Source organism: Alkalihalophilus pseudofirmus (assembly GCF_029094545.1).
GTDB classification, from domain to species: domain Bacteria; phylum Bacillota; class Bacilli; order Bacillales; family Bacillaceae_D; genus Alkalihalophilus; species Alkalihalophilus pseudofirmus.
The window spans coordinates 49,931-73,984 of record NZ_CP117836.1 but is presented as its reverse complement, the minus strand read 5'-3'; the positions used below and the strand labels follow the sequence as shown (position 1 = coordinate 73,984).

Below are 24,054 nucleotides of genomic sequence, written 5' to 3'. Positions count from 1 at the left end.
AACCAACGGAGGTGGTAAATAAATGGTTAATACAATGGATATAATTGAAACTGACTTTAGTGAAGACCCTTTAAAAAGACAACTAGAACTTTATGACGTTACGGCGGAAAGAATTTATCCTTCTTTTTTAAATAATCTACATCCAGAAACTACATATTCAACTACGGAATCCGCTGCATATTTGCAGAAAAATGACTCCACATTAAGAAACTACCTTAGAAATGAAAACCTTATGAAATACATTCAGCCTGTAAGAAGTGGTAGATTCTATAGGTTAAATTATCGAAGTATCTATAGGTTGTACTTAATCCTAGTTTATTTGGAACAGGGCAAAACGATCTCTGATATCGAAGTTCTTTTGGGTTATCGTTCTGAAACAGTGGATTATGATCCAACCAATCCAACTAAGGGTGCTCATACACTAAATAATGAAATGCTTGGACAAATTCTAAAGAGTACCAATAAAAGAATACATTTGTTAGAGCAAGAAAATATACTTTCCTCACAAATACGAGAGTATGATCAGCTAGAGGGAAAAGTCAGCAAGAAAAAGATGGATCTGGAACTGATAGAGCATAAAATTTCTTTATCTCGGGTGGAAGTAAGGAACCAGCAACTTCTAACACACACCCTAAAAAAAGCTACAAAACGCCCGAAATCCGGATTTTTTCAATCATTGTTCGGAAAAGATGAGGAAGTAGATGTTGATAAGTTAATTAATGAAAGTCTATCTCAAGTTGAACATGTTTCTTCTACTAAAATAAATGATTTAGAGAATCAAAAAGAGGATATTAAACAGGAGTTAGTAGAATTAGAAAAAAAGCTCATTGAGAAGAAGGCAATTCTTAGGAGCGCGGAACAAACATTAATGGAAGAGAAGAAGCTCTTATTACAAGAGGGGGCTGAAAAATAGGTTGTTTCCATAAAAAGAGTAATAATGTAGGGACCACAAGAGCCAAACAACAGGTTTTCTTGTGGTCCTTACTATTGCCTGATACGCTATAAAGTTGGCCTTATGTAACCCAGGACAACCGTTATATTACTTAGTAGAAAATATTAAAATGGTTTTACTCTGGGGGAGGTCTCAACAATCGGGCCATTTAATTTAAGAAGGGGATTTCTTAAAAATCCTAGTGTAACAGGAAATAAATATTAGTCAAAACTTGATAGAGAACGCGCGTTCGCTTTATGTTTGTATTTAGAGAGCTTAAAAATAAATTAAGTACGTTTGAAAGTAGGTAGGTATACAGTGAAGATTGACGCACCCAAGATCCCTGAAGAGCTAACGGAGAGAAAATTTACAGATGTTTTTTACGAAGAAGATCCAGAATTTGAAATGTGTATAGTTACCGATTCAGAGTTTGTCAATGAAGCACTTGAACGATTGCGACTATATAAAACAGTGATTAAGAATTGTAATTTCAAAGATACGGATTTTAGTCGAATTGATCTTAACGATGTGCGCTTTGAAAATTGTAATTTATCTAATGCTAATTTGGGTAATGCCTCCATGAATCGCGTTGAGTTTCTTAATTGTAAGTTACTTGGAAGCAGTTTAACAGAGTCTTATATCGGTAATACTAGATTTAGGGAATCAATTCTTAGTATGGTTACGTTTGGTAACTCAAAACTTGAAAAGGTAATTTTTGATAATGCTGAGTTACAAAGCGCTGACCTTTTTGACTGTAAGCTTAAAAAAGTAGAATTTCTTTCATGTAACATTGATGGTGCGAGCTTTGAAGAGACACCATTAAAAGGAATTGATATAAGCTCTTCTAATTTTGATTCTTTAATTGTTTCAATAGAGAACTTAAAAGGGTGTATAGTATCATCGACTCAAGCGATTCAATTTGCTTCGTTAATAGGTCTAAAAATCCGACAGTGATACCATTTAATCCCTTTAACTTCGTATTTTGATTTTAAAGGGCTAATAATGACTTATAAAGGAATTAAAAAATATGAAGAAAAGGTTGAAGGGGTAGGGATACGAATTCTTGTTACCGACCGGTTAGTTATTCAATTGGGAAACGGAAGTTTGTAAGAATAAAAATTTAGTAATCAATCTAAAGGTGCACCTCTGGGTTGCACCTTTAGATTCCGTTCAACCAAAATAGCTTTAGATGAACAAGATCTGTTGTTTAATTAATTGCATACTTAATAGGTCGCATCCATTGTATCCTCTTTCACTGGCTTCTTCTATACCTAAATAAACCTATTGGTTAGGATAGAAGAGGGAAAAGATGGACTGGACTGGTGATCCATTCATAGATCAGGAGCTAAATGATTTACGTAGTAATATCATAACTTGTGCGGACCGTCTGAGTAGTAAACTTGATGGAGAACACATTCATAAACAACTAGAAGATATTGAACTTGTTTATACGGATGCGTTAATAATAACTAAACAAGGGGAGCCCTTGCTACGTCATGATCCCGGTAAACTAGTACAGCTAAACAAAGATATTGATCTAGGAACCCTCGCTAGAATACAAAGTTTACTGGAGAAAGAAATCCGTTTATTTTAAACGTACACTTTGTGTTACTATTGAGTAGTAATTAAAGTGAATATATAACTTTCGGACGGAAGCACCGCCAATACCCTTGATTGGGTATTGGCTTTTTTTGTAGCTAGTAAAATAATTGACTATAACTAAAGGGAGAAGGAGAGAGATAATATGGAGTTAAAGCGTTATTTATCTGAAAAGCCAGGAGTATACAAAATTGTAGGATTGGCATATGCACAACCAGAAACGAATCCATTCACTGGAGAGAAAAGGTTAGGGGTTACAGTAAAAGTTGGAACGAAAGAAGATCCTGTTGATATCAAGCCCTTTTTATCTTTGCTGCCGACTGTTAGGTTACAGTAATTTTAAGGCTAATGGGATTACTCCAAAGAAAAAGACAGCAACAATGACTACCTGAACGGTAGCTAGTGTATAAATTAGCTTAATTCTCAATTCATACTTTTTCTTTTCATTAGGTACGTTAGATTTTAACTTTCTGTAAATGCTATCATTAATTAATACTAAGATACCGAGAATTATAGTTGCAGAAATAACTGTTAACATATTTTAGCTCCAATCAAAAAAGGTAATATAATAATAACAGTATATTTTATTTTTGATCAGGTAATGATAAATAGTAGAAGCATAAATTTTTGAGCTTCTACTATTTATTTTGCTTTTATTACAGACTTACTGTTTACAAAACTTCTAACAGGATAGGAGAGGGGAACATTATTCTCTTTTTCTCCTTTTCCCCAATTCTTCTGCGGCCTTCTTCGCTTTCTCTAAACTCGTATTGATATAGAGAAGGGACGTTTCTGGTGACGAATGCCCGAGTTGTGTCATAACTAGCGGGTTAACCTGAATACATACATTTAAACAACAACCCAAAGCCCTTGGTATGATTGGGGTTTTGGTTTTTTTATCGACTAAGATGTAAAATGTAAGTGCGATTAACGCTTCTACAATTCAAGCAACATTCAGCCAAGCCGTTTCAGAAAACGCAACAGTTCAACTTCAACGTGATGGTGGAGCTAACGTCAACATCTCTGACACTATTTTAAGTGAAGATCGCAAGTCAGTGACACTTGAATTGCCAAATAAATTTGTTGGTGGAGATTACACACTAGTTGTAAATGACACTGATGGTCAAATCACTTTTGACTTTGAATTAGAAAATGAGCGTGTAGAAGCTATTTCTATTCCTGGGAATGTAGCTATCGCTGATAATAATGAAGCTGTTACAGAAGTTACTGCAGGATACAGAGTATTAAATCAATATGATGAAGATATCACTAATGATGTTTCTGTCCAAGCCACTTCTAGTCGTGGAACAGCTACTGCTACGGATGGTACGATTACAGTAACAAGAACTGGTACTAACACTTTTGCTCTTGATAGCACTATCACTGTTTCATTACTACATGAGGCAACAGGAACGTTCACATCAAAAGCGCTTACGGTTTCAGCAGAATCTAGAGTTGCTACCTTTGATATTGAAGGATTATACAATGCAACAACAGAAGATGCGCCTCGCGCAAATGATGATACAGCTGGTTACGGATTAATTTTCACAGCAGTTGACCAATATGGTAATGCACTAAGCGCTGCTGATCTTAACAATAATACGGATACATTTGTTGCTAATAGCTCTAACACTACAGTTGTAGACCTTGATGGCACATTTGAGGATGTAGAAGTTGATGGTGAAGATTACATCTTCGTTCCATTTGAAGCAGGAACATTTGGTCAAGGAACTGCAAGAATTAATATGATTTCTGCGACTACTGGTCAATTAGCTTCTTATACTTTACAAGTACCAGCAGAACTTCAAGTTACTAATTTCTCAATGGGTGCTCCTGATATTGCAGTAGCTGGTGAAACATTCCGTGTACCATTTACAGCAACAGATCAAGATGGCAATGCGATTACAAACCCAACAGTTCTTAATCGCGTAAACTTCTCTATTGCTAATGCACCAACAGGATTAACAAACGGAGATGTTAACTTTGTACGTGATTTCACTACAAACGAAACTTATTTAGAGGTAAATGCAGAAGGCGTTAATGCATTAACTAATAACAGAACGATTAATTTGATTGCTACTACACAAGAAGGTCAGGTTACTCAGCGCTCTATCAACCTTCGTGTTAATGCAGAACCAACTACAATCAGTGGTATTGATGGTTTCGAACGCAACATTCTTGCTGGCGAAAGTATTGCTGATTTAGATGAAACTAATTTCACATTCAGTGATCAGTATGGTCGCGCCATGGATGATGACCTTGATCTTGCTGATTACAGCATTCGTATTCAAAGTAGTAATGCTTCTGTAATTGGAATCGGTACTATTGGTACTAATTCAGGTGTCATTGAAAATGATGGTGATAATCTTGACTTAGTAGCAGGAGCAAATCGTGGAACAGCAAATATTACGGTCACATTACTTGATGATGATGGGGATGCGATTTCCAATAGCTCATTCCGCTACTCGGCACGCGTTTTAGAAGCTGGAGATATTGCTGATCTTGAACTTGGTGATTTAGAAGTTCTTGAAGATGTTGCTGCGGCTACTGCATTAGGAACAGGAACTACTTCTGCAACTGTTGCTGGTTTTGAAAACTTTGATTTAGAAGTATATGGTGTTGATAACTCTGGAAATAGAGTACTGCTTCCTAACTTCACTTTCACTTCAAATAATATTACTGAAGCAGCTGGTACGGTTTCAACTGGTACAGTTTCATACGGTACGAATGTTAACGTAGCGGATGTTGACTTCATTGTTTCTGCTTTCGGTCTTACTGAAACTGGCGAAATCACGGTTTCTAGAGAAAGAGCAGTCGTTACACAACTAGAGGTTCCATCTTCAGATGAGCTTTCTGCTCCATTCAGCAGAGTAAACGATAATACGATTGCAGTTACAGCAGCTGCTCTTGGAACTACAGTTAATGTTGGTGATATTGTAAATCAATTAGATCAAATTGATCAGTATGGTGCTGATATGGAAGTGGCGCTTACTCAAAACACAGTGTCTCAGCTAAGAGATTCTGATGGTGATCGTGTAACTAGTATCACAGATGTTGATGCTGGCGGTTCTTTTGTAGTAACTGTACTTCGTCCACAAGGCGGTACACTATCATTCAATGTACGTGTTGTTGAATAATAAAAACTAAAATTCTGTGGTAGGTGCTTGTCACCACCCGTAATATGTCGAAGAGTCCTGTGGAGAGAAATCTCCTGGGATGGACTTTTCTTTTTTAGCGTGTCGCCTTCAAAAAGTCCATCCGAGGAGATTTTAGCCGAAATTTCCTTGGAGGGGCTTCTTTTTTGCGTTTTTTTAATGAAAAAATAATAAAAAAATAGAATTAGAGCTTGTTATCTTCATGAACAGAAAGAAGGATTAAAATTGACCAAGACAAAAAAGCCTTTTCAATCCGCTATTAAAAAAGGCTGGCCTTTATTCTATGAATGTGATTAAGCAATCCGTTTGTATATATGGTAGATTCCGTAAGAGATAGTGCATCCACTCTTTAAGACATACATATATCGAGCGTTTAATAGAGATAACAAAAACTCTACTCTATCCTTTGAATAGGTTTGAAATCATAACTAATAATGGTAGGTTGGTAGAAGGTTAGATATAATTATAGACAAATTATGCTAATGCTTAAAGGGGATAACTATGTTTAGATTTTTTAGTTTGTTAAAGAGGGGTAAAGATCCAATACAAACCAAAGAAAAGCATTCGAAAAAAGAAGCACCAGCTTCAAAACCAAAGAGAAATAATGAACAAATATCAAAAAGAAAAGGAGAATTAGGAGAGTACAAGATTGATATTCAACTGTATCAGTTGCCAAAGGATTTCCGGTTTCTTAGTGATCTACTTGTCGAAAATCCCAAAGCGAAATCCGGGTACTCCCAGGTGGACCATGTAGTTATCACACCCTACGGAATGATCGTCATTGAAACCAAAAACTATCAAGGAACGATCTACGGTGGCAAAGGGAGAAAAACATGGTTAGTTAACGGGAAGTTTAAAATGATGAACCCTTTTTTACAGAATTACGGACATATCCAAGCGCTTAAAGCTGCCATTGACAAAAAGTATCATGAACATTTTGTATCTATGGTGTCTTTTACAAAGCGATGCACGTTTAAGGTTGATTTAGAGTATCGTAAAATAGCATCTGATGAGCTCATTGTGTATGATATTGAGTTGTCTGAATTTATACAAAGAAAAGTATCAGTCTTGAAGTTGGAACACAAAGAACCATTACTTAGTGAATCGGATATTGGAACGATTTATGATACATTTTTCAATGCAAATATTACCGATCCTAAGCTTAGGCAACATCATGAGCAATCCTTTAAAGATGAGAAAACAGAAAAGGATCCAAGAAAACAGTCTCAATGTGTGACTTGTAAAAAAGTTGTTTCTGAGAAAGTAAAGTCCTTTTGTTTAAACAATAAAAAGTTTGAAGGTAAAGTCTATTGCTATGAACACCAAAAAATATTCAAGTAAAGCATGAAAGCCACTATAAAACGACTCGGAATATAGAAGATAAGCATAATTTACAAAAATGAAAGATTGATGTTTCATACAAAGCCCTAAATCCATTAATAAGGAGTTGGGGCTATTTTAATTTAAGGTGAAATGGAAAATGATAAAGTATGATTACGCCGAACAGTTACCATTCCACTTGTCGAAGTAGTGAGGGTGTGAAGCTAATGAGGGATCTTCTTTTTTTCGAAGTGCGGAAGATCACAAGGCCAGAAGAGGTTTATCAATTGTTTAAACAGTTCTTAGGTGATGTGATGTGAAAATTTTTTCGTTATATGTCTGAGTATCAAGAATACGCCTAGCGATATCGGTGCCTAAAGTAAGGAGAAAGGTTCTAAGATTCGTCATATACATTTCTCAAAAAAACTGCTCAAAGGCTACTTTGTGAGCATTTTTATAGGTTAGAAACAATTCATATTTAACATAATACAATGCACATTGATTACAGCCATTTAAATGTACCACCTCTAACATAGTATTTACCACCAAATGACAAAAGGTATACCAAAGAATGACAGACTGTCTACCACTGATTTAAAAAGTGTATAATAGGAGTTACTAGCAATTGTAAGTAATTTTGGAAGTTTAGTTAGAGGTTCTTTTAACGATATCTGACATTTTTTATGTTTTTATGTGTCATATAGAATATAAATTACCTCTGATGAGATGTTCTATTTTAATAAGGGGTTATAAAAAAAGGTGGGATTAAATTGTTAAAAGTAGTTTATTTTGATGAAGGGTCTGCACTCGATTTCATTTCGATAAAAAATGGAGGGAACTTAATAGAAGAAACAGTTAAAGAAAAGAGAACCGGTGGTAATTTTCAAGGAGAAGCAGGAGCAGGTGTAAAAGCGGGACAGGGGATTAGGAGATTACTAGATACATTATTAGTTGATGTAGATGGAAAAGTAGGACTTGATGGAAGTATATTTAGAGAAAAAACGAACTTAGTTCAATCAAGTATATCTAATACAATATTGACTGATTTTATACAAACTGTAAATAGACAAAGAAGAAAAGAGAAGGAAATTGAAAGACTAGAGGGCTATGAAGTAAAAATTGTTGAGGATTCAATAGCTTATTTTCAAAGAATATCCCCTTATTTATTATTTACAGAAGGAAATGTAGATTTAGGGGACGGAATTAATATGAATATTAGTAAAATGCAAGATGCGCTGAAAATAGGAAAAGGATACTATGAATTACTTGCTATAAATAATGATGGACAGGAAGTTATTACCCGGTTTAATAATGCTGTATTCAGAAATAACTATTCTGTTTCGGATTTAGATCAAATGAACTTAGTCTTTTATGGGATAAAGGTAGGGAAATTAAAAAAAGATCTGTTGAACTTTAAAAAACTAATGGAAATATACTCTAAAGCTAATATAGATGAATTAGAAGCTTTAAAAAGAAAATTTCAACAAAAAGATAAGCAAAAAGTTGATACAAGTAATAATCTTGATGTTTATGATATTATACTTGCTGGGGTAGAGTGAATGAGAAATATACTAATTTTTAAAGGCCCCAATAGTAGGTTTGAAGAGATTATAAAAGCACATAATGAAAATGTTCTTAGTCTTTATGAGATTCTTGAATCCAGAAAAAAAGATGAAGATGGTAGTACTAAAGTTGGTTTAAAAGATTATTATGAATCGATTATTATAGACTCGACAGATTTCTCTTCCTTGTCTGAAACTGGTGAAAAACTCATTAACCATATGTTAACAACTTTTGTGTATCATTTTGATATAAAACATATTTTTATACAAAACCCTACGGAAACAATTGAAAAGAAAATTAAAATAATGGCTAAAAATAATAGCGAGTATAATTTGGAAATTATTCAACATACATATCCTATGATTACAAAGGAATCTTTATTAAATATTTATCAAAATTATTCCGGAACCGTTATTGGTCAAGAAAAAGTTAAGGAAGAGATGTTGAATGTTTTATATACTATATATAAGAAACGCAATAAAGGGGAACCTTTAGTCTTGATGTTTTTTGGTCCTTCTGGGGTGGGAAAAACTGAATCAGCAAAGTACTTCAGTGAGGTTTTAGGTGGAAATAAAATTTTTAGGGTACAAATGTCTATGTTTCAAAATAGCAAATCTCTAGACTATTTATTTGGTGAAGAACATAATGCGAAAAGCTTTGCTCTAGATTTATTGGAGCGGGAATCAAATGTTATTTTATTGGACGAATTCGATAAAACATTTGATACAGTGTATTCTGCTTTCTACCAGATGTTTGATGAAGGTGTGTTTAGAGATAGAAATTACAACGTAAATTTAGAAGATGCAATTATAATATGTACATCTAACTATAGTGATCTAACAACCATAAGAAGAACTATAGGTGATCCACTTTATTTTAGGTTTAACAAGCATATTGAATTTGATGAGCTGAAAAAAGAAAGTGTAATTAAGATTATAAAACTTATTTATGATAATATTTTAGAGGAATTAGATGACTCTGAAAAAGATATTGTCGTTAAGGCGAGATTGATAGATTATATATTGAGTAATGTAGATACATTTATGAAGCAATCGCCAAATTACAGGCGGATTAAGAATTTCGTTGGAGATTTAATTAACTCGTTATTGGTCAAAGAACTTATAGATGACATAGAACAGTGAATAAAGTACTCTTGTTTCTAAGTGGTTTTAAGAGATCAATCTAAGAGATGCGGTAGGGGCATCAAAGAAAATTGAATTTAACTTTAAAGAGTATTGGGAACGAATCGTTCTCAATGCTCATTTTTTTCACTTAAATATCTAGGTGATCATTTTTAAAAGTACTCGTTTATTAGGGGGAAAGACATTATTTTTAGTTGTTAATAGTGCAATAAGGCAGATCAAATATATAAATAGTGCTATAAGTAAAACTAATTAAAGACTACATCAATGAGAGGATTTTATTATGAGAGGTTTTATTTTTTAAAAATAAGGAAGGAATTTACATAAGTTTGTCGAAAGTCTAAGTTATTATGCTAATCGGTGGTATTATGCTTTATTAGGACTATAACATGTGAGGTTAAAGATGAGTATTCACTATTCGTTAGATTACTATCTTAGGACTGGTTACTTACCAATATTAGATAGATTTCGTCGAGATGATATAAGTATAGAACTAGAGTGTTTCATTGGAATAGACGTTTGCTTTCCGCTACATAAGGTACTTGATATGACAGCTCAAAGTTTAGACGTGACATGGAACGCACTTAAAGAGTATGTTGACAAAGCCTTACACATTATAACAGAGCAGTATAGAGAGGAACTAGATATAGAAAATTATGATAAGTTCCGCGATGTTGATAAAGAAATTATAAGAGAAATAAAGTCTCAACTCACTCTAATTCCACCAGCTTGTTATCCTATTTATATAATTACAGTTGGAGAGGGATATGATGAAAAAGTTGTGTATATTGGAAAAACCTCCTCAAAAAACCACAGGTTTACAGGAGGGCATAGTGCTGCTCTTAAACTACATGATCCAATATATGATGGAATGATGAAACACATATATTTCGGAACAGTAACATTTATAGATAATGATAAAGAATATATGCCATTAGAATTCATCCAGCCATACGAAGATGCTCTTAATTTATTAGACAATTTAGAGGCAGGCCTAATATTTAATCTAAAGCCTGATTTAAATAGAACCCATCGTAGCAGAAATAACGCTAAATATGACATAGTTGTAAATATCGAGAATTACTCTAGCAGATCAAACCTTCTGCATAATAAACAAGTTTATATACAGAAATAAATAATCTAATAAAATCTGGCTTGAATAAGGCCTCTTTATTAAATATTAAGGGAAAAGTGAATAGTATTATCAATTTTTTATTTCTCTTGCTTATTAACTTAATGGATAGTAATTAATATTCTATACTTAATAGAAAATTGAAATAGATTAGTGGGGAAGAAGTATGGATACTTGTTCTATTGTAAAGACTTATTGTTTGAATTATATAGTAAAAAGAATGGACTATATTAAAAATAAAGGGAGGTATAGTGAAGAATCGATTACTGATGAGATAATCTATCAGATTAAAGTTAATAACCCATCGGACACAATGATTTTGCATGCGCCAAACGAAAGTAAAACAGGAGCAGATATAGAATGGTGGCTTTTGGATAGAAGAACCAAAAAAGCTATCATCCTTCGATTGCAGGCTAAAAAGTTATCAAGTAAAGGGGATTATCATGGAATTAATAGATATGTAGGTTCTAGTACTTCAAGACAAATTGATCGTTTAATTAGTAGGTCAATTAAGGACCGTGCAATACCCTTATATTGTTTCTACAATTTCATAACTCCTGCTGCATCTGCTAAAAATAGCTGGACTTACTCTGATGCAATGAAAGTTAAGAGTGCAATTCCCCAAAAGGCACCAGCGCATGTTAAGATTCCTGAAACTAATATCAAACCCATGAATAATATATTGGATCTTATATGTTCGAATCCTTCAATAAAAGCAATTAGTAATAATGTCATAAAACCATTCATTGAGAATGAGGAAAAATCAAATATAATAAGATATAAAAGATACAGTAATAAACATCACAATAGGGTGTTAGACCTTAATGATTTTATTCATGAAGAAAAAGAGTTAGACAAAGTAATTTCTGCATACAGTGGGCAAAATAACAATTATCAAATTGAAGCTAAGCACCTTCTTATAACAAGTTTATCAGGTGATATATACAAGCCGATTGTTGATAACCTAAAAATAAATAAAAAAGGCATTGAGAAGGGGTAGTCTCAATGGCTTTTTTTTGCCTCTTAAATAACTACGGTGAACCATATCATAAGTTAGGTAATGGAAGAATCCAAGCAAGCGGATGCTATTGTGATAAAATTGATTAGTTATTGATTGCTGCGCAGTACAACGATACTATTTACTAAAAATAATAATCCACAATTGTCGTGATAGAGTAAACCCAAAGCCTAATCCCTCGGTATAAGAGGATTAGGCTTTTTCACTTCAAACCCGTTGAAGTTCTTCTATTGGTAAACACGTTGACAGCGAGTGGTAAATTCCGTGTTCGTAGAAGGAAACATACCCGAAAGAGCAATTGTTGAAGTATTATTTGCTACGGGAATAAGAATCAGTGAACTGGCTAAAATGAAGGTATCGGATATTAATTGGGATGAAACATGTATACGAATTCCTGATGGTAAAGGAAACAAAGGACGGATTGTACCATTTACGCATGAATGTGCAGAACATTTAAAGGCATATTTAGACTGGCGGACAGACGAATTGCCTTGTGTTTGTAAATGCTACTTTGACAAAGCCTATCCGCAGACAAAAGGTAAATGAACAGTTTAATGTGTATTCAATGCAACTAGGATTTTATATTACTCCTCATGTCTTAAGACACACCTTTGCGGCCCACTTGGCTCAACGAGGAATGCCGCTTTGTGCCATTAAGAAATTATTAGGTCATGACCGCATGGATACCACGCAAATCTATGCTCGATTATACGGGGAAGCCCAAAAAGAAATGTATGATGAATGGATGTAAACCATGTATTAAACCTATATGACCAGTCTTCCTCATCATTCAAAATGGCGAGGTCTTTTTTTTCTTTTTCGCCCCAATTCTTCTGCGGCCTTCTTAGCTTTCTCTAAACTCGTATTGATATAGAGAAGGGACGTTTCTGGTGACGAATGCCCGAGTTGTGTCATAACTAAGGGGATATCGCCCGTTTGTTCTGCAAGATTGGTAGCATACGTGTGTCTTAGTTTATGAGGGGACATACGCTTATCATAGGATTCAGTATACTTAGCAATTATTTTTTGGATCGCTCGATTAGAGAGAGGGGAATAGCCATTTTTCCCTTTAGTAATAAATACATAAGCATTTGGATCACTATCTGCGTTATACCGTTCATTCCGGATCTCTAAGTAAGCTTCTAAATCTTCTAAGGCTTCTGGTATAACGGTCACCGAATCTTTCTTATTTCCCTTGCGTATGACTCGTATGAGCCTTTGAGTAAAGTCTACATCGCCCAGTTTAAGATTAGATAACTCATTTAAGCGAATGCCTGATCCTAAAAATAAAGAGAGGATAGCAAAATCACGCTCTTTATCTCTTTTGAAATAACGTGTTTGACCCTTCGTAAGCGTTAGTTCATATTCCTTCTGGACATAATGTAAAAAGTCAGCGTCCGCGTTATCTACAAATATTTTACTTGTCATATTAGCAGCACGTTCACTACGTGACTCTACGACTTTATGAACAGGAATCTTTTGCATGACATTCCGATGAAAGTAGGGTTCATGATTTTCAGCCTCAGCTTCTACCGTTAAATACTTAAATAGGCTTCTAAGGGCCGATTTCATACGATTAACTGTCTTTTCCTGTACTTGTTTATATTCCTCAGACTTCTTAGAAACTAAATATTTTCTTCGCAACATGGTTTTGAAGAAGGCTTGAGCTTCTTGTAAGGAGAGGTTAGCAAGGGTATCCACTGACACATCTTTTATCTTTTTTGCATCGGATATCCCTTCACTAATCAGCCAATTCAAAAACTCTTGATAATCACGAGCATAGTTAAAAAGGGTAAGTGAGGAGCGATAGTCTAAGCGAGAATCCAAGTATTCAATGATGTAAGGGGGCATTTTATCCATTAAGTCTAGTAATCTTTTTTCGTAGTATTCATGTTGTTTAGAAGACATAAGCTACCTCCTTGTCGATTTTTGTCGAATTGTTCGTATAAGACAATTTTTAAGAACTTATAAACTCTTAAGCTTCTTTGAATTACTTTTTTCATTTATATATAGATTCTGGGATTAATAGCGCCCTCCCATAGTAAGGGGGCTATCTGTATCCTGGCCACTTTCATCAAAGAAAATAATAGCTAATTCTGTTCTTATAGGATTTAAGGACAATTTTCTTCTGAAAAGGTGACTTTCAGTATTCTTTTATGTATTATTTAAGTAAGTTAAGACCCCATATCAAGATATGGTTAACTTAGCCGAGGATCTGAAGAGTACCCGTACCAAGGTACGGTGAAAACAATCCGATTTCCTAATATCTATTATATAATACAGAAGTTAAACTTTGATAACTGTAACTTCTTTTTGCTTTCTCCGATAAATTAATAGATTTAGTAATAGATCACTTGTTGTGCTGTTAAATAGCGATACGTTATTTATTACTTGATGATACTATTCACTACGCCTAGATATTAGTGGTGCATAGAATCATACCTTAAGAATACTAGGCTTAATGTCTAGTATTCTTTTATTATAACAAATCCTTATAGGATTTTTAATATTATTCCCAAAACTGATATTATACGAACAATTATAATCTTGATTAATACCCCTTCCCTCATACTGTTAGATCGAATTTTTAAATAAAAAGTAACAGGTGAAGAATGCTCCACCTGTTACAAATTAAAAGATTATCTAATTTCAATATAAATATTTGCTCGGCTACTTTTATAATCCGCAACTGTAGCAACAGCTTTAACCAAATAAGTTCCTTTAGCATCATTTCGTTTGGTGCTCCAAATTGCAATTACAGTACCGGTTTGGTCTGTTTTCCCTTGAACGAAAAGTCCTTTTCCTCTTGGTGGGGTAATGAATAGATCAACATTAGCACCCTGAAGGGCTCTTCCATTATCGTCAGTTACTTTCACTGTAATGGTAACCGTCTCTCCTGCTAAATATCTTAATTTGTCGGTGACTACACTTGTAACTGACTGAACCCCCTCTACAGCTTCTTCATCAACTGGTGACTCAGTAGGAATTGGTTGTGTATCCTCTGACACTTTTGATTGCAATTCAGTTTTCACTACATCAAGACGAGCTTGAAGATTTTGTTTATCCACCCTTATGGATTTACCATTACCTAAAGTGTCGATCGATGATTGGGCCATATTAACGTATTCCCAAGTTCTATAGTATTCAGCATTTTCAACATCTTTAGTAGCTTTAACGGACTCAAATTTTCATTGGCGTCTTGTTCGGGTACGGCTGTAGGCTCCTGTTTATCTTTATTAACTGGTGATTGAATAAGCCCAAAGCCAAACCAATCATCTTTTCCTTCTGGTCCCAGATCAATTACGTTTTCCTGTAATAATTTTCGTAATGCAAAAGCATTTAATTGTAAGTTCTGTTCCTTTAGTAAAGCTAAATTTCCTGCTACATAGGGTGCCGCCATACTTGTTCCATTCATTCTGGCGTATCTATTACCAGGATAGGTACTTAATATGCCCACTCCTGGTGCCGAAACCTCTACTGTACTCCCTGTCGCAGAAAAGCTAGATCTTTTATCACTAGAATCGGTCGCTGATACAGCAACTACAGAATCATATTTTGCAGGATAGTTAACTGTATCTCCGGAACCCTCACTTGTTCCATTATTCCCCGCTACAGCAACAACTAATATTCCTTGACTGTATGCCTTATCGACGATTTGTTTTAGAGTAGATGAATGTTGAGTGGTACCAAGACTTAAATTAATAATATCCATGTGATTTGTAATAGACCAATCAATTCCAGCAATAACATCCGATAAATAGCCATCTCCATTTTGATCCATCACTTTTACTGCATAGATATGAGAGTCATGTCCAATTCCAACAGTGCCATAATGATTATCCTTTGCTCCAATAATCCTAGCTACATGGGTACCATGACCGTTATCATCTGAAAATGAGGTTGTATATGAGGTGAAAGATGCCCCACCACTAATAACGAGATCTTCATGGTTACTGATACCTGTATCAAGTACAGCGATCTTAACTCCGCTCCCAGTAAGTCCACTTTGCCAGGCATCAGGAGCGCTCACACGAGAAATGCCCCAATCCTGGGTTTGACCGTCTGTTGAAAAATTTTGATGGTCTAGTTCAATTGCTACAACGTTAGGATTGTTTTGTAATCCTTTAATAGCTATTGAGGGGATACTAATGGATAACGCTGGCAAGCTTTTATATTCTCTATTAACTGTACCTCTCGCTTGTTCTATCAGTCTCTTATCTACCTTGTCCTTAAAAAGGACAATAACCTTTTCGTTAGAGTTTGCAGTGACACTTACACTTACTCCTGGGAACAGAGTAAACAATAGGATAAATACTATACAGAGCATGCCAATTTTTTTCATATCAATTTCCCCTCTCACAAATTAATAGTTTCATAGCTTTTTCACCAATACAAAAAAGCTATTCCGAAGAATAGCAAGGGAAATCCCTTTTCTATTAGGAAGCTAGCTAAAAAAGTGATGAAGCTCCCTAAAGCTTTGCGTCTCATAGTTTCCCGAAATTTGCTTGTTCTTTCGCCTAAATCTACCACGATTTTAGACAAAATTACATAGGTATTTAGTAATGTGAATGCTTAAAACCAAAAAATACTCTTTATATTCATAGTTCTGAATACCATGCCAGACTTTTGGTATTAGCCTCAGTTCTCATTTTGAGGTTATATAGAGGGGGAATCTGGATAATAGAGAGATTTGCGCAGGGTGACATCACGATGCTTCAAGGTTTCACCTTTAAAGCGTAGCCAGATCTCATCATCAGCCATTACACCATGTGTTTTACGAACAATAGCCCAACGGTTATAGCTATTTAGACCAAGTGCTGCTAGTAATTCATCAGCATTGACCCTAGTTTCAGGAAACACCCGCCACTTTAGCCATTTTTCTAATTCAACTATTGTGATATTTCCTTCGGGCTTTGGGGAAAATTGTTTATTAAACCCTTCAATATAATTAATAACATATGGTTTATCACTTCCAGAAGGTTTTAAATCTACATAGGCAATGACCTCATCAAAGAACATTACATCAAATTTAAAATAGTCGATCATTTTGACACAAACTTCCTTCTGTTAAAATTGCTTCTTTTATCATTTTTTTAAGAAGTGGGATGGAATGTGATCTTCGCAATACGTTAATTTTACATTGTGTGATTGGAGCAACCTCACTTCATATTCACTCAACGCTTTATCGCACTTTATACAAATAAGTTTCTGTGTTGAATGGTCAACTCTCTCATTTTCTTTTCCTCTAGCCACTGTAGGCTTCGTAGTTCCCTATCCCGAAGAACGAAATAGTGTCTCTAATGCCATCTTTTGTTGCTGAACGGATAGCATAATGTCTATTAATAATTTTTCCTTTATCATCTGTCTGATATCTGGAAAACCCTTCACCCATATGACTTCTGCCCATAATGGTCACTTTGACTACTGTATGGACAAATTTATCCTCTTCATAAAATATAGGCTCTCCTACTCGTTCATGTGACCATTGGTCGCTAGCGACTTGATTAAGACGTTCGATATAATATCTAATTGGAATATACACTCCATGGCCATCATGTCTAGGTTGAAATGTTTCTGGTGGAAAAGGTCTACATAGCCCATTTATAAGTTCGTTAAACTCATTCATGATTAACACCTGGTTTATTCCCATATTTTATCTCACTAGCATGAACCTCTATAAATGTTCTAGATGACTTTGGATCTTTGCGACTATACAATTTACCTACTATTGTTACATCCTGCCCACTCTCAAGATAGTTGGCTGCAGCCTCGCCATATTGACGCCATACAATGATGCTAATAAAAGAAGTTCGGCCATGTGGATCTTCTGAAGCGGTTGAAAAATTACATACGGCTACTTTTTCGTTATTCCGATTAATGTAGTGGAGCTGCGGCTCGGAAGTTAACCTACCCGATAGGACTACTTGATTAATGTCAGCCATAAGCCTCTCCCTTTCAAGATTCTATTCCTCTCATTCTCCTCTGCTCTTCTAAGTACTCCTCACAAAGTCAGCACTAAACAGATGCCATTTTGCTGCCCACTCTCCCTGTACTGTCCAGCAATTGGCTTTGATATTTTTTCTTATTTAACTAAAGCACCCTTTAGTGGAAGAACCCAATATGCTATTGTTTGTTTATATTAGCTTCATTTTTTAGGATTCCATAATAAACAAGGTCTATATATTCGTTATCTTTCATAACTTGTTCTCTTAAAATCCCTTCTCTTTTCATACCTATTTTATCTATCACTTTACCTGAAGCTGGATTAGTATGAAAATAACGTGCAAATACTTTATTGTATTGCTTTTCAATAAAAGCAAATTCAAGCACTGCTTTAGCAGCCTCCGTCGCATAGCCATTTCCCCAATATTCTTATCCAACCCAATAAGCAATTTCACCATTATTAAATCTTTGATTGTTAGTTAATGCTATTGCTCCGTATAACTTCCCCGAAACCATAGCTAATCTCCATTTTTTTCACATTTTCCATATCAAAACCAATGCAGTTCTACAAATTATCCCTAATTATTTCAACGGTGTTTAACATGTACCTAAAACAACCCTTGTTGAAGGAATGCACCCCTTAGTGCAACAACTACAAACTCTCTGGTAAGTGATGTTTATACATTTCTAATACACTAGTATATTCTTCTAAGACAGCTACAATTTTGGGATGAGGCTTCGTATAAATAACTAGATAATCTTTCTCATCAAGTTCTTCGTTAATGGGAAAAGCTAATTTTTCTTCTTCAATTGAAAACTGGGCATCAATTCCCTCTTTATTTCCACGAGCATCAACCCTAACCCATTTATTAAGTGATCTAATGAAGATGGCATTTAAAGCGTGAATACAATACCCTTTTTCTGGAGTATCAAATAACATCAATCTTTGATAACAAAAACCTGTTGGTATTCGCTGCGAACGTAATAAAGACGCTAATAGGTGTGATTTTGCATAGCAAATTCCCTCTTTACTGTCTAATACTTCCGAAGCATTACAGGTAACTCGCTTCGATTGAATATCCCAAGAATGGGAAATTTCATCACGAACAAATTCAAAAGCTATTCTTGCTTTTTCAATTTCCGTTTGAGATGGATTGAAAAGTTCATCTGCTTTCTTTTTTATAATTGGGTTAGAATAATTAACTTCATTTAATTCGAGTAAATACTCATCTAAGTTGTCAGACTCACAAATCAAATTCAATATCCCCACTCCTGTCTTGTTGCATAATTATATAAATATACTCATTATTATACAACACAAATTATTGAATTTGTTAGTTTGATTCTTAAACTAACCTGCTCTTTAGTTTAACATTAATTTCCTTTTTGTTGACAAAGAAAAAGCATCCCTTGTTAAGGAATGCACCCAGTTAGCACAATAAGATTACACTTCAATTTTCCCTATGATAGTCTTTACTCGCTCTTGTTCTCCGTTCTTATCTAAGTATTCAAAAAATCCAAGATAATTTCCCCAAGGATCAGTAAATGTACCCCATTTAACGGGTACTTCTGGTCTTGAATGTATTTCAAAACTATCAATATTTAGTTCTTTAATAAGTCTTTCTCTTTCTAATTCAATGTTTGTAACACCTAATCGTAAGGGACCATTTCCTTCTGTTAAATTACCTTCTGCTACCTGTAACCAACAACCAGGGATAAGTTCCCACTCAACAAAGCCATCATGTGGAATGAAATCAGCCTTTTTATTTAAAAGTGTTTCATACCACTTATGTCCTTCTTCAATATTAGATACCCGAACTTGTGTAGTCATTTCAAAGATCATTCTTATCTCCTCCAAAATATGTACTCTATTTCTGTACTTCAATAAAGACTATTAAACCCCTTTATTAAAGTAAACTGCTCCTTTGGTTTAACATTAATTTCCTTTTTGTTGACAAACAAAAAAGCATCCCTTGTTAAAAGAATGCACCCGTTAGTTAAGAAGGAATAAAACTTAAGGCTTTTTTCATAAATATTGTTACTATTGAAACAATAAATTATTCCAATTTTTTCTTGTAATAAGAACATAAGTTCTCTATTATTAAAATGAAGGTTACATTAAAAAGGAGGGAATAGAATGAGTTACTATATAGGAAATGGTGCTTATTGTTATTCGAATTCAGTGTCAATGTTGTTATCTACAATCAATGAAAATATTGCTCCCGCAAGTATCGAAGTTGCAAGTGGTTTTTCTTTAGGTGCTTCTTTGGAAAGGAACAAAATGCTTTTTTTCGATAATGGATTAAGCAGTCCTGATAAGGGTGTAAACCTTGCTTTTGAGAATTTGGGTTTTAGTGTTGTTGAAAAAGTGCAAAACAATGATGGAAGTATGCCAATCGATCAGTTGAGGAATGACCTTGAAATATCCCCTGTAATGTTAGGTCCAGTTGATATGGGATACTTAAAATACCTACCTAACCACGAATTTTTAGGTGGCTGCGACCATTATGTGCTTGCTCTGGAAATAGGTAATGACAAGATATTATTGCACGACCCAGCAGGATATCCTTATGTATGGCTTTCATTAGAAAACTTAGAAAAGGCGTGGAAAGCGGAGAGTATAACTTGGAGTTATGGAGCATATAGATGTTGGAAATCACCAAAAAGAATTGAAAAACCTTCTGAGAATGACATTTATAATAAATCAATCCAGTTATATAAAAGATCTTATAAAGAGCAAAGAAATCAATCCAGTTTTGGTAGTTATGCGATTAAGTTCAAGGCAGAACAAATAAGAAACACTCAAATTTCTGATGAAGAAAAAGGGCATTTATTGCATTTTGCTTTTCCTTTAGGTTCAAGAAGAGCCATTGATTTTTCAAATTTCCTTAATGAACGAAATAACCTTTTATCCACTCTAAAAGAGAAACAAGCAAAGTTCTTCGGTGAATGTTATACCTATGCGTCGTTTGGAGAGTGGAATAAGGTGGCTGACACATTAGAAGCTCTCGCAGAAACTGAATTTGAATTTGAAGAATCTATTTTAAATCATTCTTAGACCTCTAATACGAGGTCTTTTATTATGCACTTTTCAACATTTAACGGTTATATAATTAGATTTCTGACACGCTGAAATTAGCATCCACAATTAAGTATATTAGTAAAGAGTAAGAAATACTCCTAACGCACTTTTTAACATTTTTAACTCCTAAAACCATTAAATTGTATTTACCATAAAACAAAATCCTTCAGGATGAAGTAGTACAAAAAGCGCCTGACATTTCAGGCGCTTTTTGCTATGTATAAAACACCCACACATCATTTATCAAACAACCAAGCAAAAAACCTTGTCGTTTCTCATTTTAGAGCTGATTTATTTGATCTTATTCTGATCAACCCAATCGCTTAATTTTCCAGTGCCATTCTTCAACTCAAATAGTAACCATGAAACAAAATCACCCCATGTAAATTCTTCATATGGATTGTTTTGGCTAATAAATCTCATAATTTTTTTAAGCTCTACTAATCGCCTTTTATCTAATTTTCCTCGTACCGTTCTCTGAAGATAACGATCTATAAAATTACTATTACGAATACTAGCATCTATGACAATAGCGGTTGCTCTTGAAGGTGTTACATCTAATGCAAAGGAGGCTAATTGTTTGATGGATTCAAAGTCATGCTGCTGAAAGCGAATGGAAAGACGCCCCTTAACTCCTGATAGTTGATCTTTCTGTTTTGAGTCACGTTCCAGATCACCAACATATAAAGTACTACCTTGCAAAAAATCTCTTCGGAAATCGTTAGACAAGTATTCGATTACTTTTTTCGATTCCAAACCTGATACCACGATAGCTTCCGCAACATCTTTTACTGGCTGATCAGTGATATAAGAAAGAGCATAAATAGAATCATTAAAATAAGAAATTCGACCTTTCTTAAAAAGAAAGATAGAATTTCGGAAGTACTAGATAAAATCATGTTAATTTAATAAAGGGATTATATTTACAACAGGTTCTTCATAAGGGTGAACAGCTTTAATAATACCTTTCACTTCTTCTACTCTAGTATATAAACATCTAAATTCCATCTTACATTCTGTATCAAAGGATATTTCATTAACTAAACCATTATATGGTTTTGATTGTTCTAAAGGTCTCCAGTATCCTTTAACCAACGAGTAAGAAAGGACATTATCATAATGTCCCAAGGTTAAAACACCAATATCATTTAATTTATCTCTTATAGTTTCAATATACTCTTCCGGTAATAAAACTTCGAATTTTACAAATTTATATTCCATAAGATTATGTCCCTTCACAAAATATACAACCTTTAAACAAATTTAAACTTGCCCTTGGCTGATCCTAAATTAAAGTTATATTGAAAGATGCTAACAAAATAATTCTCTTCGGGGTAATCACCGATAAAAACAAAATTATTATTCAGATAGAATTCTTTAAGCTTCTTATTACCTGCCCAGCAATCTAAATAAAGAGGTTTGTTCAATTCCTCTACTAAAGAACCAGCAAAATTTATTATTCTCTTCCCTAGATTCATCCCTTGAAGTTCTGGTAAAATCGCTATTTGTGTCAAATATTTACTTAATGGTTCAACTTGTAGCTCATTAATCTTATCTATTTCACTAATACAAAAAGTTCCTACTATTTCATTGTTCAATAATAATATATAAGTGCTGTCGTTCATAACTTGGTTTAGAACTTTATTATCATCCCAAGGATAATGCCATTGGTTAATCCCCTTCTGCTTTAAATCCAAAGTCGTCTGATTTAATATAAAGAGTATCCTATCTAAATCATTTTGCCGGGCTAATCTAATCTTATGCATTTTTTTACTCCTTGTATATTATTCAGCCACTAAATAATTGCTAACCTAAATGATCATTAGCTTCCCCCATGTTTCTTAAAACTCTCTTGTGTGAATAAGATTTAAACATAGGTCCTAAGATAGAGTAATAAATAAACATAGTATAAAAGTAAAACCAGATAGTGGTGTCATAATAAATCTTTCTTTTCTGCTCTGAGATAATAAATTCGCTATCGTATTAAGACCAAGGAAAATTGTAATAACCCAAACTAATATATTTGTAGATAAAAAATCTATGCCATTTAATACATTAGTATGTTGGAGAAAAACAAAGCCCATAAATAGTAAGACCAAACTATTAACGGTACTCACAACTCGTAATTTTATAGGTAAGACTTTATAGTACCCCCCCATTGCAAGCTCACCCAATGGGAATCCTAATGAAAGTAGTATTTGAAACCCTGCAATGAGGATAAAAAAAATCGCCACAATGATTGACGCTATGTATATATAATCCAAATCGAAGACCTCCTAATTCTATATTTATTTTTAAAATAGTGCATCCGTTAATAGAAAGGACGTTATTCTATATGAAGTCGCGCTACCCTAACAAAGCACTACTTATTCAAAATCTAATACTTATTTTACTGCCTTCCAAATTGTCCACCTATCCTTCTCAACTATATTTGTATTATTTTCTAATGATTCATCAATATGGTTTATTAGTAAATTTAACTCTTCGTCATCTAATTCATGTAAAATACTTCTTCCAGTTCTCTTCTTTAAATCTTTTAGTAATTGCTCTTTATTATCATAAACATCTCTTGTTTCCCACAACTTAATTTCTTCGATATCCCTAAAACCAGCTTTATTGAGAATTTCAATTACACACTGGCTCTTATGTCTACGGATGGTCTCTTTTTCAACTAACCATGGAAAGAGTTCAAAAAAATAGCCTCTGATGTGACTATCATCCCCTTTTAACAAACAATCTTCTGGAGTTCGGTCTTGTACAATATAAAAGCCACCATCATTTAACAGTCTAAACGCCTCTTTAAAACAAGAGTTCAAATCCTTTATATGATGTATCAAAGCTCTCTCAAGTAATAAATCATATTTATTACTTGAGAGACCTGTTTCAAAAGCAGTTCCATACTCAAAATCGATATTTTTATACCCCTTACAATTTTCTTTTGCTCCATCAAGTATAGCTTTAGAAAAGTCAACCCCAGTTACATGTTCTATCCCCATGTCAGATAGAGCCTTAGAATAAATTCCACCGCCACAACCGATATCTAAAGCATTAGAAATACCCTTAATAGGAATTAAATTCTCCAATGTCACCGCCCACAATTTGTCAGCTTTTCGAGTTGTATAAGTATTGCTATTCCTCTTACTATGAAAATCAATACCCACTGTAATCC

The 24,054-nt window shown here is 34.2% G+C and carries 27 protein-coding genes and 1 pseudogene; 13 read left to right on the top strand and 15 right to left on the bottom strand.

Annotated elements, in window-relative coordinates; genetic code table 11:
* Nucleotides 1–22 precede the first annotated feature (22 nt).
* The 4 genes from PQ478_RS21600 to PQ478_RS21585 all read left to right on the top strand — a co-directional run bounded on the left by PQ478_RS21600 (nt 23) and on the right by PQ478_RS21585 (nt 2,867).
* Nucleotides 23–913, top strand: coding sequence for a hypothetical protein (locus PQ478_RS21600; protein WP_289237133.1), 891 nt, complete (start codon nt 23–25; stop codon nt 911–913).
* 336 nt (nt 914–1,249) lie between these two features.
* Nucleotides 1,250–1,885, top strand: a complete 636-nt coding sequence (locus tag PQ478_RS21595; RefSeq protein ID WP_289237132.1) for a pentapeptide repeat-containing protein — start codon at nt 1,250–1,252, stop codon at nt 1,883–1,885.
* 355 nt (nt 1,886–2,240) lie between these two features.
* On the top strand, nt 2,241–2,525 hold the full coding sequence (locus PQ478_RS21590) for a hypothetical protein (RefSeq protein ID WP_289237131.1): 285 nt from the start codon (nt 2,241–2,243) through the stop codon (nt 2,523–2,525).
* 150 nt (nt 2,526–2,675) lie between these two features.
* Complete coding sequence (locus PQ478_RS21585) at nt 2,676–2,867, top strand: hypothetical protein (protein ID WP_012961023.1); 192 nt, start codon at nt 2,676–2,678, stop codon at nt 2,865–2,867.
* On the opposite strand, the gene PQ478_RS21580 is transcribed toward PQ478_RS21585, so the two are convergent.
* Nucleotides 2,859–3,068, bottom strand: a complete 210-nt coding sequence (locus PQ478_RS21580) for a hypothetical protein (RefSeq protein WP_289237130.1) — start codon at nt 3,066–3,068, stop codon at nt 2,859–2,861. The genes PQ478_RS21585 and PQ478_RS21580 overlap by 9 nt on opposite strands.
* A 517-nt stretch (nt 3,069–3,585) precedes the next feature.
* Here PQ478_RS21580 and PQ478_RS21575 point away from each other — a divergent pair.
* The 8 genes from PQ478_RS21575 (at nt 3,586) to PQ478_RS21540 (ending at nt 12,611) form a co-directional block, all read left to right on the top strand.
* Nucleotides 3,586–5,667 (top strand): hypothetical protein, encoded by a 2,082-nt coding sequence (locus tag PQ478_RS21575; RefSeq protein WP_289237129.1) that lies wholly within the window; start codon nt 3,586–3,588, stop codon nt 5,665–5,667.
* Nucleotides 5,668–6,186: 519 nt separating this feature from the next.
* The gene (locus PQ478_RS21570; RefSeq protein WP_289237128.1) at nt 6,187–7,026 is read left to right on the top strand and encodes a nuclease-related domain-containing protein; all 840 of its coding nucleotides are present in this window, start codon (nt 6,187–6,189) and stop codon (nt 7,024–7,026) included.
* Between the two features lie 749 nt (nt 7,027–7,775).
* Complete coding sequence (locus PQ478_RS21565; protein ID WP_289237127.1) at nt 7,776–8,564, top strand: DUF6414 family protein; 789 nt, start codon at nt 7,776–7,778, stop codon at nt 8,562–8,564.
* Nucleotides 8,565–9,710 carry an AAA family ATPase gene (locus PQ478_RS21560; protein WP_289237126.1) on the top strand — a complete coding sequence of 382 codons (1,146 nt, stop codon included), beginning with the start codon at nt 8,565–8,567 and terminating at the stop codon, nt 9,708–9,710.
* Nucleotides 9,711–10,113: 403 nt separating this feature from the next.
* Nucleotides 10,114–10,845 carry a hypothetical protein gene (locus PQ478_RS21555; RefSeq protein WP_289237125.1) on the top strand — a complete coding sequence of 244 codons (732 nt, stop codon included), beginning with the start codon at nt 10,114–10,116 and terminating at the stop codon, nt 10,843–10,845.
* Between the two features lie 163 nt (nt 10,846–11,008).
* Nucleotides 11,009–11,842 carry a DUF6615 family protein gene (locus tag PQ478_RS21550; RefSeq protein WP_289237124.1) on the top strand — a complete coding sequence of 278 codons (834 nt, stop codon included), beginning with the start codon at nt 11,009–11,011 and terminating at the stop codon, nt 11,840–11,842.
* 282 nt (nt 11,843–12,124) lie between these two features.
* Complete coding sequence (locus PQ478_RS21545; protein ID WP_289237123.1) at nt 12,125–12,406, top strand: tyrosine-type recombinase/integrase; 282 nt, start codon at nt 12,125–12,127, stop codon at nt 12,404–12,406.
* Nucleotides 12,354–12,611: a tyrosine-type recombinase/integrase gene (locus tag PQ478_RS21540; RefSeq protein ID WP_289237122.1), complete on the top strand. Its 258-nt coding sequence runs from the start codon at nt 12,354–12,356 to the stop codon at nt 12,609–12,611. The genes PQ478_RS21545 and PQ478_RS21540 overlap by 53 nt, the downstream gene beginning before the upstream one ends.
* Before the next feature lie 35 nt (nt 12,612–12,646).
* On the opposite strand, the gene xerS is transcribed toward PQ478_RS21540, so the two are convergent.
* The 9 genes and pseudogenes from xerS to PQ478_RS21495 form a co-directional block, all read right to left on the bottom strand.
* On the bottom strand, nt 12,647–13,768 hold the full coding sequence (gene xerS / locus PQ478_RS21535) for a tyrosine recombinase XerS (protein ID WP_289237121.1): 1,122 nt from the start codon (nt 13,766–13,768) through the stop codon (nt 12,647–12,649).
* Between the two features lie 731 nt (nt 13,769–14,499).
* Entirely contained in the window at nt 14,500–14,976 is a 477-nt protein-coding gene (locus PQ478_RS21530; RefSeq protein ID WP_289237120.1) for an MG2 domain-containing protein, read from the bottom strand.
* Nucleotides 14,949–16,202, bottom strand: a complete 1,254-nt coding sequence (locus PQ478_RS21525) for a S8 family peptidase (protein ID WP_289237119.1) — start codon at nt 16,200–16,202, stop codon at nt 14,949–14,951. Before PQ478_RS21525 ends, PQ478_RS21530 begins: the two co-directional genes overlap by 28 nt.
* A 314-nt stretch (nt 16,203–16,516) precedes the next feature.
* Nucleotides 16,517–16,906, bottom strand: coding sequence for a hypothetical protein (locus PQ478_RS21520; RefSeq protein ID WP_289237118.1), 390 nt, complete (start codon nt 16,904–16,906; stop codon nt 16,517–16,519).
* Between the two features lie 199 nt (nt 16,907–17,105).
* On the bottom strand, nt 17,106–17,510 hold the full coding sequence (locus PQ478_RS21515) for a hypothetical protein (protein ID WP_289237117.1): 405 nt from the start codon (nt 17,508–17,510) through the stop codon (nt 17,106–17,108).
* Nucleotides 17,479–17,802, bottom strand: a complete 324-nt coding sequence (locus tag PQ478_RS21510) for a single-stranded DNA-binding protein (RefSeq protein ID WP_289237116.1) — start codon at nt 17,800–17,802, stop codon at nt 17,479–17,481. Before PQ478_RS21510 ends, PQ478_RS21515 begins: the two co-directional genes overlap by 32 nt.
* A 181-nt stretch (nt 17,803–17,983) precedes the next feature.
* A pseudogene (locus PQ478_RS21505) lies at nt 17,984–18,220 on the bottom strand (GNAT family N-acetyltransferase); the annotation flags it as partial.
* A 235-nt stretch (nt 18,221–18,455) separates the two neighbouring features.
* Nucleotides 18,456–19,064, bottom strand: a complete 609-nt coding sequence (locus tag PQ478_RS21500; protein ID WP_289237115.1) for a transglutaminase-like domain-containing protein — start codon at nt 19,062–19,064, stop codon at nt 18,456–18,458.
* Nucleotides 19,065–19,247: 183 nt separating this feature from the next.
* On the bottom strand, nt 19,248–19,646 hold the full coding sequence (locus PQ478_RS21495; protein ID WP_289237114.1) for a VOC family protein: 399 nt from the start codon (nt 19,644–19,646) through the stop codon (nt 19,248–19,250).
* Between the two features lie 294 nt (nt 19,647–19,940).
* On the opposite strand from PQ478_RS21495, the gene PQ478_RS21490 reads away from it, so the two are divergent.
* Nucleotides 19,941–20,861, top strand: coding sequence for a YobF C-terminal domain-containing protein (locus PQ478_RS21490; RefSeq protein ID WP_289237113.1), 921 nt, complete (start codon nt 19,941–19,943; stop codon nt 20,859–20,861).
* Between the two features lie 315 nt (nt 20,862–21,176).
* Here PQ478_RS21490 and PQ478_RS21485 read toward each other — a convergent pair whose 3' ends face one another.
* From PQ478_RS21485 to PQ478_RS21465, 5 genes are all read right to left on the bottom strand, one after another.
* A complete protein-coding gene (locus tag PQ478_RS21485) occupies nt 21,177–21,653 on the bottom strand; it encodes a hypothetical protein (RefSeq protein WP_289237112.1) in 477 nt (158 codons plus the stop codon).
* Nucleotides 21,654–21,785: 132 nt separating this feature from the next.
* Nucleotides 21,786–22,106 carry a YqfO family protein gene (locus tag PQ478_RS21480; RefSeq protein WP_289237111.1) on the bottom strand — a complete coding sequence of 107 codons (321 nt, stop codon included), beginning with the start codon at nt 22,104–22,106 and terminating at the stop codon, nt 21,786–21,788.
* Between the two features lie 32 nt (nt 22,107–22,138).
* Complete coding sequence (locus tag PQ478_RS21475; RefSeq protein ID WP_289237110.1) at nt 22,139–22,651, bottom strand: GNAT family N-acetyltransferase; 513 nt, start codon at nt 22,649–22,651, stop codon at nt 22,139–22,141.
* Nucleotides 22,652–22,765: 114 nt separating this feature from the next.
* On the bottom strand, nt 22,766–23,149 hold the full coding sequence (locus PQ478_RS21470; RefSeq protein ID WP_289237109.1) for a hypothetical protein: 384 nt from the start codon (nt 23,147–23,149) through the stop codon (nt 22,766–22,768).
* A gap of 120 nt (nt 23,150–23,269) precedes the next feature.
* The gene (locus tag PQ478_RS21465; protein WP_289237108.1) at nt 23,270–24,046 is read right to left on the bottom strand and encodes a class I SAM-dependent methyltransferase; all 777 of its coding nucleotides are present in this window, start codon (nt 24,044–24,046) and stop codon (nt 23,270–23,272) included.
* Nucleotides 24,047–24,054: the final 8 nt, after the last annotated feature.